Here is a 16,414-nt window from a genome sequence, read left to right as displayed (position 1 = left end):
GGGGAGTTGCCGCTGATGTACCTCACAACTTCCTTTCGAATGTGAAAAGTTTCTTGCCAGAACTCTTGAGAAGAATAAATGAAATGGACGAGGCTATAAAAAATAATATTATATTCCAAAGAAGAACAAAGGGAATAGGTGTGATTTCACCTCAACTTGCAGTTGAGTATTGTATTACAGGTCCTGTTTTGAGAGGTTCAGGTATAAAGTTTGATATAAGAAAAAACTTCCCTTACTCAGTTTATAATGAACTTGAATTTGATATACCTGTTTTTTATGATGGTGATGTTTTTTCAAGATACATGGTTAGAATGGAAGAGATGAGATGGTCCATAAAAATAATAGAGCAGGCAATAGAAAAGATCCCAGAAGGAGAAGTTTTAATTAATGATTATAAAATTGTTCCACCGCCAAAGTCTAAAATTTACAATTCAATAGAAGAGATGATACATCACTTTTTGCTTGTAACAGAGGGTTTTAAGGTTCCTGAGGGGGAGGTCTATGCTTCAGTCGAAAGTGCAAAAGGTGAATTTGGAGTTTACGTCGTTTCAGATGGCTCTTCTAAGCCTTACAGAGTTCACATAAGATCTCCTTCTTTTGCAAACTTACAGATTCTTGAAAAAATATTACCAGGGCACTATATAGCAGATCTTGTAGCAATAATTGGGTCTTTAGATCCAGTTTTTGGTGAAGTAGATAGATAATGAAACTTTTTGCTTTTGGTCTTGATGGTGTTCCCTTTTGTTTTATTGATGAAAAATTAAAAAGTAAAATTCCAAACATAAAAAAATTGATGGATGAATCACAATATGGAATACTTAAAAGTATAATACCACCTATAACTGTTCCGGCCTGGACTTGTATGTTATCAGGTAAAACACCAGGAGAATTGGGAATATACGGTTTTAGAAATAGAAAAGATGCTGATTATAAATTAAAAGTTGTTTCTTCTTATGATATCAAAGAAGATACTGTTTTAGAACTTTTATCAAAAAAAGGTAAGAAGATAGTGTCAATAGGGATTCCGCCTTCTTATCCTCCAAGACCGATAAATGGGATTAGGATTTCCTGTTTTTTAACACCTGAAAACGAGAAAAATTACTCATATCCCGAAGAAATAGGAAAAGTTATAGAAGAAAATTTTGGGAAATATATCTTTGATGTTAAGGGTTTTAGAACAGAAAATAAGGAATGGTTGAAAAAGGAAATTTTTAAAATGACTGAACAGCACTTTGAAATCGTTAAGTACTTTGTAAAAAAAATAGAATATGATCTTTTTTTCTTCGTAGAAATGGGAACTGATAGAATTCACCATGGTTTTTGGAGATTCTTTGATAAAACTCATAAACTTTACGAAAAAGATAATCTTTATGAGGATGTAATACCTGAGTATTACTCATTTGTCGATAAAAAAATTGGTGAAATTCTTGAAATTTTGCCGGAAGATACATGGATTTTGATTGTTTCGGACCATGGGGCAAAAAAAATAGAAGGGTGCGTAGCTGTTAATGAATTGTTGATAAAAGAAGGTTTTCTTAAACTTAAGGAGAGTGTAAGGGGGCGAAAAAGATTAGAACCAGAAATGATTGATTTTAAAAAAACTTTAGCCTATGGAGAGGGGGGGTATTATTCAAGAGTTTATCTAAACTTAAAGGGAAGAGATAGAGAGGGGATTTTGGATAAAAGAGATTATGAGAAGGTAAGAGAAGAGCTAAGAGAAATTTTTGAAAATTTAAAAAATGAAGAGAATAAAAATATTGGGACAAAGGTTTATTATCCTGAGGAGATATATCCAGAGGTTAAGGGTTTTCCCCCAGATTTAATTGTAATTTTTGGAGATCTTGATTATAGAAGTGTAGGTTCAGTTGGAGTAGGTGAGATTTTTACACTTGAAAATGATACAGGACCTGATGATGCCAATCATTCTTACGAGGGATTTTATATAATAAGATCTCCAGATAAGAGAATAAGAGGAAGAAAAGACGGTAGTATATACGATATTACAAATACAATGATTAAAATTTTTAAGTTAGATGAAAGCGAGATGTTGCCACTTAGAGGAAGGTGTTTAATTTAAAGATGGAGGAAAGACCGAAGCTCAGATACTTCGATATAATACCGCAAAGTAGAGGTTTTATATTAGTTGATCCCTTTTCTATATCAAAAGAGATGTTTCTATCAAAAAACTCATTTCTTTTGCTATCATTAATTGACGGAAAAAGTACAATTTCTGATATAAAGTCAAAGTTTTTAAAGATGACGGGTATTATACTGTCTGACATGGAGATAATTAATTTTATAAACGCTCTTGATCAAAATTTTTTACTTTACAATGAAAGATTTTTAACAAAAGTAAAGGAAGAAAAGGAAAAAATTAAAAACGAAAGTTTTAAAGAAATAAAATATTTAAATAATTTGGAGGAGTTAAGGAAAAGTATAGAAAAAAAGTATTTTGAGGTTACGAAGAAGATAAAGGGAGTAATAGTTCCTCATATTGATCTTAGAGTTGCTATTTCAACATATCAGAAATTTTTCTCTATTCTCCAAAGTGTAAAAGAGAGCAAAATTTTTGTTCTTGGGGTTTCACATTTTTGGTATGAAGTTCCCTTTTCAGTTTTTCCAAAAAACTTTAAGGTTGGAGAAAAAATTGTGGAAACAGACTTTGAACTTATAGAAAAAATTTCAAAACTGTTTGATTATGATATAACCTCTGACTATTTTGCTTATAAAAGAGAACATTCAGTTGAATTTCCTGTTTTATTTATAAGTTTTCTTAATGAAAACAAAAAAGTAGTTGTTTCTCTTGTTTCAGAAAGTGATATTAAAAAGTTAAGGGAAATTTCACAAAAAATAATAGAAGTTTTAAAAGATTTAAAAGAGGATATATTTTTAATATCAAGTATTGATCTTTCCCATGTAGGAAGAAAGTTTGGGGATGATAAAAGTTATGATCCAGAAGAGGTGGATAAAGCGTACATAGAGCTTTTACTTAATCTTGAGAATGAAAGGGCCTTTGAGTTTTTAGAAAAAAATGAAAATAAAACAAGAATAGATGGTAAAAACACAAACTTTTTATTTTTGGAAATCTTAAAAGAATTTAACATCAAAAGGAAGTTTAATTGATTACAAAAAATACTACGAAGAATTTACCGACTCAATAGTTAGCTACGCTCTAATGATCTTTTGAGCTCCTTATAAAGTTCACCAAATACGCATGCTGAGATTAAAAATAGGATAATAACAAAAGCTCCAACAATTTTCCTTTTTTTAACTATATCTTCGTTTTTTTGAATAGATTTACTAATATTATCTAATTCTCTTTTTATACTTTCAGTTTGTGCAAGTATATAGCTAACGTCAATCACATGTGTTAGGCTTCTGAAAGAATTTTTTGCTGAAAAAACCTTTTTACTAATATCCTCTATGTTAAATCCATGATATAACAAATTATCATTTCTTTTTGTTAGATTATAGATATATTCTTCTGTGCTTAGCAAAGCCGATCTTATTTTTTCAGCTCTTTCGTAATCATGACAGGTTCCGCATAAATCAGGGTTTATGAGATAAATACCAGCTTCCCTCTGATTATGATAGGTATGGCAAGTAACACAGTTAGGACCATCTGGAAGGTTTTTGCTATGAGCACTTTTTAAGTAATTTTCCTTAACTCCAATATGACACTTTCCACAAAACTCAGGAATTTCCTCATATTTAGGAATACCTATAAAACCAAATTCTGGACTCATAGCAGTAGCCTCATCCTTTGGATTTCCACCATGACAGTGATGACAAGAAATATCATATTTTGCATGTATACTTTTTTCCCATTCGTAAACCGCTTCCCTTAAGGCCTTATCCTCAAGTTTAAGGTGACAATCAATACATACCGTCTTTTCGTAAGAAAATAAAGAAATTGGAAACAAAAATATTAAAAGGATTTTCTTCATGATAAGTACCCCCATACGGTTATAAATATGTAAAACAATATAAAAAATATAACGCTCATAAAAAATAAGGGTCTTTTCCAAATTCTCCTTTCAGGATTTCTATCAATAAAGGGTAAAAGTAAAATAACAAGAGCAAGCAAAATCTGTATGAATATTCCTAAAAACTCATTTGGGACAATTTTCAAAAGCTGATAGTTAAAAAGGAAATACCACTCTGGCTTTATCTTTTCCGGTGTTTCTAAAGGATCAGCTTTTACCATAGCATCTTTTGGAAAAACAAGTTGAGGGAAAAAGAAAACTATTAAAAGTGTAAGAGCAAAAAATAAATATATTGACCTTAAATCTTTAAGAAAAAAGTAAGGGAAAAATGGAATCTTTTTAACCTTACTTTCATCTGTACCAGGAGGATAGGAAATTCCAACTCTTCTCATAACTATTATGTGTATAGTAATCAAAAGGAAAATTAAAGAGGGAATAATAACAACATGCAAAGCAAAAAATCTACTTAAGGTAATTTGAGTGATTTTTTCTCCTCCCCTTATTAAAAAAACTAACCATTTCCCTATGTAAGGGATAGTTTCAGGAATACTTGTTGCTACTGTAGTTGCCCAGTAGGATAGCTGGCTCCAGGGTAAAAGGTAACCTGAAAGACAAGCTGTAAGAACAAGAGCAAAAAGGAGACAACCTGTTATCCAATTTATTTCTCTTGGTTTTTTATAAGAGCCCATTATGATTACAGACAGCATATGAAGAAAAAGAGCAATTACAAATAAATGGGCTGCAACAGCATGGATTCTTCTTATAAGCCATCCAAATGGAACATTGTTTGTTATAAACAAAACACTTTCAAAGGCCTTATCAACAGAGGGAATATAATACATAAGTAAAAGAACACCTGTTACAACCTGAATTAAAAAAAAGAAAATACAGACTGAACCAAGAGTATACCAAAAGTTTAGATTTTCTGGAACCATATAACCGGAGAGAAATTTTTGGTAAAATTCTGTGATACCTATTTTTTCATCAATTCCTTTAATAAGTTTTCTCATTTTTGATCTCCTTCATTATAGGAAAGGATAATCTTTCCCTCCTTATCTATTTCAACTTTATATCTTTTTAAAGGCGCTGGTGGTGGACCTGCGATTACTTTTCCCTCTGAATCAAATCTTCCTGCGTGACAGGGACAAAAGAACTCTTCTTTTTCTGGTAACCATTTAACAATACATCCAAGATGGGTACATACTGCTGAGAAGGCATAAATTTTATTTTCTTTTTTTATTAATATGGTGGGGCCGTCTTTTGACACTCCTAAAAGGTGTTCACCCTCTTTTATCTGATCAAAGAGAATAGGATTTCCGTTTCTATCAGTAAAAACATTAAGTTCTTTCTTTTCGCTTTCGGGAATAAGGTAAAAGATTACAGGTATTATTGAAAGCAAAACAGTTATAAAAATTAAAATTATAGCTAAATTTCCTAGGAACTTTTTATTTTCCATTTTTATCTCCTTTTTAATCTTCAAAGTTGTTTTTTAATTAAATTTGTAATTATAAAGAAACATTTTTAGCATTTTCTATTTACTTTTAGGTTATTATACATCTTTAGTTTATCCAAAATTTCTTTCATAAAAATTAAATTGTGCGAACCAAAAGAGCCTTCCCTTTTAAATTTTTCGTAGTTTTTTAAAAATTTATAAAAGCTTTCCACTTCTTTTTTAATCTTTCATTTTCTTCAGAATCTCATAAACGTTTCTCTCGAAATTACTCATCTCATTTTTAAGCATCTCTTGGTCTTTTCTAAAATTCTCCTCGTAATATTCTTCATGACAGTTTGAACAAACTAAAGGAGAAGGTCTAATTATTAATTTATCCTGCATATGGCAATCTATACACCCAACCTCAGCTTTTTTCATATAATCAGGTGAGCTTGACAAATATTCTCCACTATAAAACCTTTTTTGAATTTCATGGCATTTTTCACAATTTTCATCAGCTCTTGCATGATGGCATGAATTACACTCCCTCGCAATTTTTCTTAATTTACCGTGAGAAACTTCTTGTAGCTTTGATTCAAAATGACATGTTTTACAGGTATAGTTAAAAAGATGAAGACCATGGGCAAATTCTTTATCTTTAAAATTTGAAACTTTGTTTTCAATTCCAAAATGGCAATTTATACATGATAGTGATTTTCCTTTAGCCATTTTTCATCTCTACGTAGCCGTGCCAAAAGGATAGATTAATAGGGAAGTTGGAAGGTGAAAGATGTACAATATAAAAGTGCCAGAGAACTAAAAATACTATAACTAAAGTGGCGGTCCAAGAATGGACCGCAAAGGAAAGATCGAAAAACCACTTAGGTAATAAATAAAAAAAGGAATCATGAAACATAAGAATTATGCCAGAAAAAATCATTAAAAGTAATAAAAGAGAAATTGCCCAGTATTGTAATTTTTCTTCATAAGAATACCTGTCAAATTCTGGCTTTTTATCTATCATACCTAAGTTGTAAAGAATACTATTTTTAAAATCATAAAAATCTTTTTTACAAGGTAAAAGCATTTTGAATTCATTTCTTCCTTCTTTTGTAAACAGCATATAAAAAATGTGAAATATTGTAGTAAAAATTAAAAGGAAAGCTGAAAGTCTATGAAGACTACCCCTTGTATTGAATCCTCCCTCACGAAAAATTAAAATTTTTCCAAGGGTGGTATGAGAATACTTTAAAGAGAAACCTGAAAGAATTAACAACAAAAAAAATTATCATCAATAGCAAGTGTTGGATTCTCCATATTCTTGAAAATCTTTAAAATTTTATTTTCCATAGTTACCTCCTTTTCCTAAAAATCAAATATTATATTAGTAACAAAACCAATTAAGAAAGCAGAAATTAAAATAGTATAAAAAATTCTTACAGCCTAAACATAGGGAGCAACTTCTCTTTTTGCTTCAACATGGATTTTACCCTGAGCAAACTTAACATCTGTTCCAGGATGACACTTTCCACAGGTTTTTGGTATATTCTCAGGATTTATGGAGCTCCTTTTATCACTAATTGGTAAAATGAAGTGAGCTTCATGACAAGAAACACAGTTTGCTGATTTTAAGAAGCCCTGTTCTAAGTAAAGTCCGGTAACTACTTATATATGTTTCATATCTTTTTGGAGGTAATCCATATTTTTCTGTTATAGCCTTATTTTCATGGCAATTAGCACAAGTTTTAGGAACATTTTTGAAATAAATTGGCGATTCTTTCTTCTCAGAGTATAAAATAAAGTGCTCTGAATGACAATCTATACATGAAGGTGCTTCCTTAAGTCCTCTTTTAAGGGCTAAAAAATGTATACTCTCTTTATACTCTTTTCCTTCTTTAAAATGACAGTGTGTACATTTTTCCGAAATTATTATTTTAGAACCCGGGAATTTAAAAGATAAAAGGTTATGGCTTCCATGACAGGAATAGCATTCAAGATGTTCATAGTGATCACTTTTATAGAAAAAAATTAAAACATCTTCGTGGCAGTTAAAACAGATTCTCTTTTTTTTCAGGATGTGGATATTTATCAAAGTCCAAGTGACAATCAACACAATTTAAAGCTCTATGAGGAGAATTTTTTAAACTATCGTATAATTCTTTTGGATGACATTCTAAGCAGTTAAAAGTTTTTATTGAAAAAATTAAATAAATATAAATGACTCTAAGATCTTTTTAAAGTTTTTCTCTAACTTTTTTTACAACTGATCTTTTGAATATTATTTTAATTATAAATCTTCTAAAGCTATAAGCTTCAAGTCTTCTAGATCTCGATTCCTAAAATCTTTCTTAATAAGGTTCCTATCAAAAAGCTTATTAAAGATACAGAAGTTATAATAAAAAACATTTCAAGAAATTTTTCTTTATAGTTTTCGTCATAAACAACAGAAACATAAAATGTAAAAAGCGCAATTATTACAAAGGAAAATAATAGAGAAAGAGTTAGAGACAAGAAAGGGTTTTTAATTAGAAAAAAAGGTATTAAAAGTATAATAACGACAAACAAGTACATACTACCAGTATAAAGGGCTGATAAAAGGGGTTTTCTATCACCAAGTTTTTCAGCTTTAACAGATAGATACTCTGATCCAGCCATTGATAGGGAAGCTGAAAAACCAGTTATAAAGGCAGCTATCGATATTAATAAAGAGTTTCTTAAAGCAAAGGTTAAACCAGCAAGGGCACCGGTCAACTCAACAAGAGCATCAGACATACCTAAAATAATAGAACCCACATATTTTAGTCTCTTTTCCTCAATAAAGGAAATCAGCCTCAACTCGTGTTCTTTTTCCTCCTTTCTAATATTTATAAATTCCTCAAAGTTATTCTCAAGAAGCTCATAAGTTTTCTCCGAAAACTCCTCTCCCTTTTCCATAAGTTTTAAACCAAACACTATTCCGAAAAATTTTATTACCAGTTTATAAAAAAAGATTCTTTTAAAATCGGGTTTAACATCAACTTTTGTAATTTCTTTCAGCTTTTCATAGTGCCTCAACTCATCTTCTCCGATTCTTCTAATTTTTTCTCTCTCCTTTCCCTTTATTTTCTCTGCTAAATAAAGATACACATAATATTCAGTAATTTCTTTTCTTTGAGCCTCTAAAAGAACCTTTCTTAATTCTGGGTTATTCAGCTCCAAACCTTACTTTTTTGGAACAGGATGCTTTATTTTTTCAAAGAATTCCTTAAATTTAAATTCTTTATATGTGGGTGATTCTGGGTTATGACACTTTTTACAAAACTCTTCATTAGGTTCTATCATTCCGACCTCACTAGGTTTAATTTTTCCTTCATACACAGCTTTCATAACTTGCATTGATTTATACTCTGAACCTGGACCATGGCAATCTTGGCAACCTACAGCCTCTTCACCATCCCATCCGTTATGACACGTGAGACATTTTTCTGATGTTAGAGGATCATTTATCCCCATCTTTTTTGCAATTTCCTTAGATTTTTCGGTCTTTAATGTCTCAAAAGCCTTTGCATGAGCAGAATTTTCCCATATTTCCCACTGTTTTCCTCTTGCCTCTGCCTTGTGACACATCTTACAAACTGTATTTTTAACATATTCAAACTTCTTTTTTTCCTGAGAATACAGAGTTAAATTTAAAATTCCCCAAATTAAAAGTACCACTTTATTTACCCCTAATTTGAAAATTTAGGAATTGAACCATACTATTAATAATATTATTTTTTTCTTGGAAAATTCAAAAGGAGGTTTGAGTATATGACACAACTTGAACTTGCTAAAATTGGTAAAATAACCGATGAGATGAGGTATGTGGCAGAAAAGGAAGGGAAAAAACCAGAGGAGATAAGAGAACTTGTTGCATCAGGAAGAGCTATTATTCCGAGGAATATTAACCATAAGAGCCTTTCTAAGTTTTGTGGGATTGGAGAAACCTTAAAAGTTAAGATAAATACAAATATTGGTACCTCTTATGATTATGTGGATTTAAGTGAGGAAATAGAAAAAGCAAAAGTTGCAATAGAATATGGCACTGATACATTGATGGACCTTTCAACAGGTGGAGATCTTAAATACATAAGGAGAAAAATTTTAGAGATATGTACTGTACCACTTGGAACTGTCCCGATTTATGAAGTTGAGTACAAAGTAGCAAAGGAAAGAGGTTCAATTTTTGACATGGAAGAGGATGACATCTTTGAAGTTATTGAGGAACATGGGAAGGATGGAGTTGACTTTATTACTGTTCACTCTGGTATAACCTTAGAAACTTTGAGAATCTATCAAAACTCAGCTAGATTGACAGGAATAGTTTCAAGGGGAGGAGGGTTAATAGCAGCATGGATGATAAAAAATAAGAAAGAAAATCCACTATATAAAAATTTTGACAGACTTTTAGAGATAGCAAGGGAATATGATATTACACTTTCACTTGGAGATGGTTTAAGGCCTGGTTCTATAAATGATTCAACTGATAGAGCTCAAATTGCTGAATTACTTGTAATAGGAGAACTAGTTGAAAGGGCAAGAAAGGCAGGTGTTCAAGTTATGGTAGAGGGACCTGGACATGTTCCCTTAAATGAGATAAAAACAAATGTTCAGATACAGAAGAAATTAACAAAAAATGCTCCCTTTTATATTCTTGGGATGCTTCCTACGGATCGTGCTGCTGGATTTGATCATATTGCTGGTGCTATTGGAGGTGCAATTGCCGGATGGTATGGTGCTGATATGCTCTGCTATATCACACCTGCAGAGCACCTTGGCTTACCAGATGTAAATCATGTTAAAGAGGGTGTGATTGCCTTTAAGATCGCGGCTCACATCGCTGACATTGCAAGAGGAAATATTAATGCACTAAGGGAAGAGAGAGAAATGAGCGAGGCTAGGTACAAACTCAATTGGGAAAAACAGTTTGAACTTGCCCTTTTCCCAAAAGAGGCAAGGGAAATCTTTGAAAGAAGGAAAAGTAGCACTCAAGCCTGCTCTATGTGTGGACCTTTCTGCCCAATGAATCTTGTTCAGAAAGTAATAGAAAAAGCATAAACATTTAAAATTAATTATAAAAAAGAGAGGAAGCCGGGTTCTCTTGAGTTTTCTACTCTTTTATTTTCTATTTAATTTGGTTAAAATTCAGGGATTTTCTCTTTAAACTCCTTTAATTTAGGTATTACTCCCTCGGCTTGAATCTCTCCATAGGGTGTTATAACCTGGGCTCTTCCTACTATCTTAAAAGCAGAAGTATACTCTGTTAATTGACAAACTATAATTTCTCCACTTGATAAAATTTCGGTATGAGAAACCTTTGTCTGCAGGCCTCTTGTTAGTCCCATGACTCTAACTCCATCTTCAAGTGCCTTTATTATTAGATAGGGATTACCATGGACAGGGCTTCTGTCCTCACCGAAATTCTTTTTTATAGTTTGCTCTCTTTTGGTTCCTTCTTCGTAATTTAACATGTCTTTCCTCCTTTTTAAATCTTTCTTTTTAAAAAACTAAAAATTTCATAATAGAGAACCCGGCTCCCCTATTATTTTAAATTATTTTCAATAAAATCCTCAAGAACCTTTAAACTTCTCTTCGCTATAAATTCCATCTTCTTTTTCCTGTTTTTTATCTCATTTACACCTGGATATAGGGAAAGATTAATGTTCATAGGAGAAAACCTCCTTGGATCTGAAGATGTAATGTAATTGATAAGAGCTCCAATTGAAGTCTCTTTCGGGAAAATAATACTTTTTTTATGTTTTATATAAAAGTAAACATTTAGACCAGCCACAAGACCACAGGCTACTGCCTCTGTATAACCTTCTGTTCCTGCTATCTGCCCTGCAAAATAAATTCTTCTATCTTTTTTTAAACTTAAATCTGGATTTAAAAGTTTTGGACCTAAAATATAAGAGTTTCTATGAACAGCTCCATACCTTATAAATTCTGCATTTTTAAGCCCCCTTATCATCCTGAAAACTCTCTCCTGTTCTTTTATTTTTAGCTGAGTCTGGAAACCAACTAAAGAAAAACTTTTATCCTCCATATCTTCTCTTCTTAACTGAACACAGGCAAAGGGCGTTTTACCTGTCCTTGGATCTATAATCCCATCAGGTCTTAAAGGGCCATACCTTAAAGTATCAAAGCCTCTTCTTGCCATTTCTTCAATGGGTAGACACCCCTCAAAAAAATTTATCTCTTTTTCAAAATCGTGAGGCCTGTGAATCTCTGCATTTACAAGTTCTCTCCAAAAAGCTGTATACTCCTCCTCATTCATCACAGCATTTAGATAACCTTCGTCATCTACGCCGTGTCTATCTTTAAAGAAAAGTTCACTCATATCTAAAGAATCTCCTGAAACAATGGGTGAAAGGGCATCATAAAAGTAAAAAAACTCTGAACCAGTTATTTTTTTAATTTCTTCAGCTAATTCTCCCTCTGTTAGAGGGCCTGTTGCAATTATAACTATCCCGTCATCAGGTATACTTTTAACTTCTTCTCTTATTACTTTTATGTTTGCGTGATTTTCAATTATTTCTGTTAGATATTTTGAAAACTTTTCTCTGTCTACGGTTAAGGCCTTACCGCCTGGTATAGAAAATTTAAAGGCAGCTTCCATAACAATTGAGCCGAGTCTTCTTAGTTCTTCTTTTAAAAGTCCGTGTGGGTGAGTAATTTCTTTTGATTTAAATGAGTTTGAACACACAAGTTCAGCAAAATAGGGGGTTCTATGGGCTGGTGTAGTTTTTTTTGGTCTTTTTTCGAAAAGAGTTACTTTAATGTCTCTGGTTACCAATTGCCAAGCTGCCTCTACTCCTGCTAATCCAGCTCCTATTACATACACTTTCTCACTCATCTGTTACAAAGTGATCTATGAGCTTTTTAGGAACCTCCTCAAACAGATCGCTCACTCTCTTTAAACTTTTAAAATTATTAGAAATTTTCATTCTGCTTGTTAAACAAAAAGTTGGAATTTTGAAAAAATTTCCTATTAATACTAAAGAAAAGGTTCCAACTTTATTTATTATTTTATCTTCGTAGACTGCGTCTGCGCCAAAGATTATGGCATCTAAGTGATCTACGATCTTTGTGACGTAAAAATCAGGAATTAGTTTTGTTTCAAATCCAATCTTTTTTAGTTCTTTTTCTGTAACTTTTCCCTCTTCACCAGGTCTTGACTCAGTGCAGTATATGTAAGGATTAAAGCTACTATCTATTTTTTTTAATTCTCTTAAAACCTTTATAGTAGTTGAACTTCTTGAGTGTAAAAGTATGCCTTTTGTGTCCTTTAAAAGACCATAAACTTTCTCTGCTATCTTTCTTGGTGTCTCTTCTACTCTTCTTGTTAAATCTATTAAAAAATCTTTTAGATTTTCTTCGTTTACCTTAACGGTTTCTTCTAATAACTTGTAGAAAACAGCCATTGAGGGGTGGACTTCTATTATTTTTGATATAGCTTTTAGAAACTCATCTTTTTCGATTTTTTTTCTAGATGTTAAGACGCCCTTTAGGAAAGTTAAAAGAAGCTCTTCGCTTCCAGATTTAAAGTCCTTAAGGACTTTATAGACTACGGATTCCATTTAGAGATTTAAGCGGGGGACGGGACTTGAACCCGCAACCATCGGCTTGGAAGGCCGATGCTCTACCCCTTGAGCTACCCCCGCTTAAAATGGGAGGGGAAGGATTCGAACCTTCGAAGGCCTTAAAGCCAGCGGGTTTACAGCCCGCCCCCTTTGTCCACTTGGGTACCCTCCCAAAAAAGCCGGGGGAGGGATTTGAACCCACGCCCTGCTGATTACAAATCAGCTGCTCTACCACTGAGCTACCCCGGCCCTTATTAATTTATTATAAAATTAACAGAGTTAAAATTCAATAAACTAAGAAACTTTTAAACCAGGCTCTACCAACTTATCAGTCGTTAATATCACTACACCTTTTCCCTCCACCTCAACCGCTAAAAGCATACCCTCTGATAAAATCCCCCTTATTTTTCTAGGCTTTAAATTATTTAAAACTATCACATTTTTACCTTTTAACTTTTCTTTACTGTAACTTTCCTTTATTCCAGCCACTACTATCTTTATTTTTTTTCCTATATCAACCTCCAATTTATAGAGCTTATCAGAGCCCTCAATATCGTAAACGTTAACAACTTTTCCCACAACTAAGTCTAACTTTTTAAAATCTTCAAGACTTACGTAATTTTCCTCAGGCTCACTCAAGACCTCTTCTTTTATACTTTCTTTTATCCTCGGAAACATTATATCTACTTTCTTTAATATTTTTCCCTCTTCAATAAAGGGATCTTTAACTTCATCCCATGAGGGCTCACCAAGCCCTAAGTAATTCCTCAAATTCCTCATCGAACCAGGCAAAAAGGGAAATAGGATGCAAGATAAAAGTCTTATAGCACTTAATGAATTATAAATTATTTTCCCTCCTTCTAACTTATCTTTTTTTAAAACATCCCACGGTTTTGTAAAATCTATGTACCTATTTACCTCTTGAGCAATTTCGATAATTTCTTGGAGAGCCTGACGAAATCTGAAATTATCAAAATTTTCCTCAATTCTTTTTAGCTTCTCTTTTATTACAGCCCACATTCTATTTTCAAATTCACCCTCTATTTTTTTCTCAGGAACTCTAAAAGAAAAATACTTTTCAAAAAGTTTAAAGACTCTTGAAAAGAGGTTTCCTATATCGTTAGAAAGATAAGTATCACAATCTTTTTCAAAATCTTGAATAGAGAATTCTGAATCTTTAGATTCAGGTAAAACTCTTGCAATTCCAAACCTTATATAATCAGGAGGATACTTATTTAAAAAATCATCGAGCCATAGAGCCAACCCTCTTGATGTGGACATTTTTCCCTCCTTTGTTACAAGATATTGGTTCGCAGGAATTTCAGCTGGAAGTATAAACTCACCATGTGCCATAAGCATACAAGGCCATATGACAGCGTGAAAAATAATGTTGTCTTTACCAAGAAAATGAATTAGCTTAACTTCTCTATTTTTCCACCAATCCTCCCAATTCTCTTGAACTTTAGATGCCCACTCCTGAGTTATTGTTATATAACCAATTGGTGCATCAAACCAAACATATAAGACTTTGTCCTTTGCTTCTTCGAGTGGAACTTTTACTCCCCAGGACAAATCTCTTGTTATGGATCTTGCTCTTAAGCCCTCTCTTACCCACGAAAGAGCAAAATTTCTAACAAAATCCTTCCAAGTTTTTTTCTCCTTTAGCCAAGCTTCCAGATCATCTTTAAGTTTTGGAAGTAAGAAGTAGTAGTTAAAGGTATCTCTCAGATGTGGAGTGTTACCGCATATTTTACATTTTGGATCTAAGAGTTCAAAGGCTTCGAGCCATCTGCCACAGGATTCGCACTGATCTCCTCTTGCTCCACTTGATTTACAATAGGGACAAGTCCCCTCTATGTATCTATCTGGTAAAAATCTCTGACAATTTAGACAGTAATAGTTTTTCTCCTCCCTTTTTTCTATGTAGCCTTTTTCATATAGTTTCAGGAAAAAATTTTGGGAGAAGGTTTTATGATGATCTTTTGTAGTTCTGCCGAAATGATCGAAAGAAATCCCCAGTTTTTCAAAGGAGTTTTTTATTATTTCATGGTAGTAATCGACAACTTCTTGAGGTGATTTACCTTCTTTTTCTGCGCTAATTGTAATAGGGACACCATGTTCATCGGTTCCACATATGTGGATGACCCTCTCCCCCTTTATTCTTAGGTAGCGAACATAAATGTCAGCTGGGAGATAACAACCTGCTATGTGGCCCAAATGTAAGGGGCCATTTGCATAGGGCAGAGCTGAGGTTACAAGTACTTTCCCCATCTAAAAACTATTATAAAGAAAAATTTTCCTTACTTTCTTTTTTGTTGATTTTTGTTATTTCCTTTTATAACAGAGATCAAAATTGTAATAGCAAGGACTACTATAACAAACAAGAGGGCAAAGGCTGTTGGAATCTTATAAAAGTTACTTATAAGCATTTTAAGTCCAATAAAGACAAGGATTACAGAGAGGCCTTTGTCAAGGTAGGTAAAGAGTCTCATAACGTTTTCAATAAGAAAATATAGTGATCTTAAACCTAAAATGGCACAGATGTTTGAGGTAAAGACAATAAATGGATCTCTGGTTATAGCAAATATGGCTGGAACAGAGTCGATTGCGAAAACCACATCGGTGCTTTCTATAACTAAAAGGACAACAAAAAGAGGAGTTGCCATGAATTTTTTACTTGTTCTTACAAAGAATTTTTGTCCGTGATAATCTGTTGTAACAGGAAGAAATTTTCTTGCCAGTTTTAAAAGGGGATTTTTTTCTGGATGAATCTCTTCTTTTTTCCTAAAAAGTAGTTTTATTCCTGAGTATATAACAATTAATCCAAAAATATATATGACAAAGTGAAACTTTTTTATTAGGGTAGCTCCAGCTAAAATAAAAAGTAGTCTCATTATTATTGCGCCTAAAATTCCCCAGAATAAGACTCTGAACCTATACTCATTTGGGACTGCGAAGTAATTGAAAATTACAAGAAAAATAAAGATGTTGTCAGCGGAAAGGGAAAGTTCAACTAAGTATCCTGTTAAAAATTCAAGAGCTTTTTGATAGCCCCAGGAGAAAAATACAAAGGTATTAACTAAAAAAGAGATGAAAACCCAGGTGAGATACCATAAAAGGGCTTCTTTAAATTTTGGAACATGAGCCTTTCTGTGAAATACGCCCAGGTCTAAAAGGAGAACAAACAGAATGAAAGATATGAAAAGAACCCACAAAGTAAAATTTTCTTTCATAGAATTTTATGAAGTTTTTCATTTTATGTCTGTTTTTTTTAAATTTTCAAATAGTAATTCAGAAAATTACCATCTAACAAGATATTCTATTACCTCATCCCCCTGTGCAACAGATTTTGTAATCTTAACAGAGGCTTTTTCAGAGCCAAGTATTCTACCAAT

The 16,414-nt window shown here is 32.6% G+C and carries 17 protein-coding genes and 3 tRNA genes; 4 read left to right on the top strand and 16 right to left on the bottom strand.

Going from position 1 to position 16,414, the window contains the following annotated elements:
- The 3 genes from ABDH49_02680 to amrB form a co-directional block, all read left to right on the top strand.
- A partial coding sequence (locus tag ABDH49_02680) for an NADH-quinone oxidoreductase subunit D (protein ID MEN3045879.1) occupies positions 1–704 on the top strand: 704 nt, incomplete at its 5' end.
- Positions 704–2,077, top strand: a complete 1,374-nt coding sequence (locus ABDH49_02675) for an alkaline phosphatase family protein (protein ID MEN3045878.1) — start codon at positions 704–706, stop codon at positions 2,075–2,077. The genes ABDH49_02680 and ABDH49_02675, both read left to right, overlap by 1 nt.
- Positions 2,065–3,123 (top strand): AmmeMemoRadiSam system protein B, encoded by a 1,059-nt coding sequence (amrB, locus tag ABDH49_02670; GenBank protein MEN3045877.1) that lies wholly within the window; start codon positions 2,065–2,067, stop codon positions 3,121–3,123. The genes ABDH49_02675 and amrB overlap by 13 nt, the downstream gene beginning before the upstream one ends.
- A 38-nt stretch (positions 3,124–3,161) precedes the next feature.
- On the opposite strand, the gene ABDH49_02665 is transcribed toward amrB, so the two are convergent.
- From ABDH49_02665 to ABDH49_02630, 8 genes are all read right to left on the bottom strand, one after another.
- On the bottom strand, positions 3,162–3,947 hold the full coding sequence (locus ABDH49_02665; GenBank protein ID MEN3045876.1) for a cytochrome c3 family protein: 786 nt from the start codon (positions 3,945–3,947) through the stop codon (positions 3,162–3,164).
- Positions 3,944–4,996 carry a cytochrome bc complex cytochrome b subunit gene (locus ABDH49_02660; protein MEN3045875.1) on the bottom strand — a complete coding sequence of 351 codons (1,053 nt, stop codon included), beginning with the start codon at positions 4,994–4,996 and terminating at the stop codon, positions 3,944–3,946. Before ABDH49_02660 ends, ABDH49_02665 begins: the two co-directional genes overlap by 4 nt.
- Positions 4,993–5,442: a Rieske (2Fe-2S) protein gene (locus ABDH49_02655; protein ID MEN3045874.1), complete on the bottom strand. Its 450-nt coding sequence runs from the start codon at positions 5,440–5,442 to the stop codon at positions 4,993–4,995. The genes ABDH49_02660 and ABDH49_02655 overlap by 4 nt, the downstream gene beginning before the upstream one ends.
- A gap of 216 nt (positions 5,443–5,658) precedes the next feature.
- The gene (locus ABDH49_02650; GenBank protein MEN3045873.1) at positions 5,659–6,147 is read right to left on the bottom strand and encodes a hypothetical protein; all 489 of its coding nucleotides are present in this window, start codon (positions 6,145–6,147) and stop codon (positions 5,659–5,661) included.
- Positions 6,140–6,697, bottom strand: coding sequence for a cytochrome b/b6 domain-containing protein (locus ABDH49_02645; GenBank protein ID MEN3045872.1), 558 nt, complete (start codon positions 6,695–6,697; stop codon positions 6,140–6,142). Before ABDH49_02645 ends, ABDH49_02650 begins: the two co-directional genes overlap by 8 nt.
- Before the next feature lie 321 nt (positions 6,698–7,018).
- Positions 7,019–7,531: a cytochrome c3 family protein gene (locus tag ABDH49_02640; GenBank protein MEN3045871.1), complete on the bottom strand. Its 513-nt coding sequence runs from the start codon at positions 7,529–7,531 to the stop codon at positions 7,019–7,021.
- 209 nt (positions 7,532–7,740) lie between these two features.
- A complete protein-coding gene (locus ABDH49_02635; protein MEN3045870.1) occupies positions 7,741–8,616 on the bottom strand; it encodes a VIT1/CCC1 family protein in 876 nt (291 codons plus the stop codon).
- Between the two features lie 3 nt (positions 8,617–8,619).
- Entirely contained in the window at positions 8,620–9,114 is a 495-nt protein-coding gene (locus ABDH49_02630; protein MEN3045869.1) for a cytochrome c family protein, read from the bottom strand.
- A gap of 93 nt (positions 9,115–9,207) precedes the next feature.
- Here ABDH49_02630 and thiC point away from each other — a divergent pair, with 93 nt between their 5' ends.
- Positions 9,208–10,494, top strand: coding sequence for a phosphomethylpyrimidine synthase ThiC (gene thiC / locus ABDH49_02625; GenBank protein MEN3045868.1), 1,287 nt, complete (start codon positions 9,208–9,210; stop codon positions 10,492–10,494).
- 80 nt (positions 10,495–10,574) lie between these two features.
- On the opposite strand, the gene mtrB is transcribed toward thiC, so the two are convergent.
- From mtrB to ABDH49_02585, 8 genes are all read right to left on the bottom strand, one after another.
- Positions 10,575–10,907, bottom strand: a complete 333-nt coding sequence (mtrB, locus tag ABDH49_02620) for a trp RNA-binding attenuation protein MtrB (protein MEN3045867.1) — start codon at positions 10,905–10,907, stop codon at positions 10,575–10,577.
- A gap of 71 nt (positions 10,908–10,978) precedes the next feature.
- The gene (gene trmFO / locus ABDH49_02615) at positions 10,979–12,292 is read right to left on the bottom strand and encodes a methylenetetrahydrofolate--tRNA-(uracil(54)-C(5))-methyltransferase (FADH(2)-oxidizing) TrmFO (protein ID MEN3045866.1); all 1,314 of its coding nucleotides are present in this window, start codon (positions 12,290–12,292) and stop codon (positions 10,979–10,981) included.
- Entirely contained in the window at positions 12,285–13,016 is a 732-nt protein-coding gene (locus ABDH49_02610) for a hypothetical protein (protein MEN3045865.1), read from the bottom strand. Before ABDH49_02610 ends, trmFO begins: the two co-directional genes overlap by 8 nt.
- Before the next feature lie 11 nt (positions 13,017–13,027).
- A tRNA-Gly gene (locus ABDH49_02605) sits at positions 13,028–13,100 on the bottom strand.
- 6 nt (positions 13,101–13,106) lie between these two features.
- Positions 13,107–13,191 (bottom strand) — tRNA-Tyr (locus ABDH49_02600).
- A gap of 5 nt (positions 13,192–13,196) precedes the next feature.
- Positions 13,197–13,268, bottom strand: a tRNA-Thr gene (locus ABDH49_02595).
- 45 nt (positions 13,269–13,313) lie between these two features.
- The gene (metG, locus tag ABDH49_02590; GenBank protein ID MEN3045864.1) at positions 13,314–15,290 is read right to left on the bottom strand and encodes a methionine--tRNA ligase; all 1,977 of its coding nucleotides are present in this window, start codon (positions 15,288–15,290) and stop codon (positions 13,314–13,316) included.
- A 29-nt stretch (positions 15,291–15,319) separates the two neighbouring features.
- Complete coding sequence (locus tag ABDH49_02585; GenBank protein MEN3045863.1) at positions 15,320–16,252, bottom strand: TerC family protein; 933 nt, start codon at positions 16,250–16,252, stop codon at positions 15,320–15,322.
- Between the last annotated feature and the right edge of the window lie 162 nt (positions 16,253–16,414).

This window comes from Candidatus Hydrothermales bacterium, assembly GCA_039630235.1.
GTDB lineage: Bacteria > Hydrothermota > Hydrothermia > Hydrothermales > JAJRUZ01 > JBCNVI01.
Note: the sequence above shows the minus strand (reverse complement) of the source record. Positions and strands in the feature narration are given on the sequence as shown.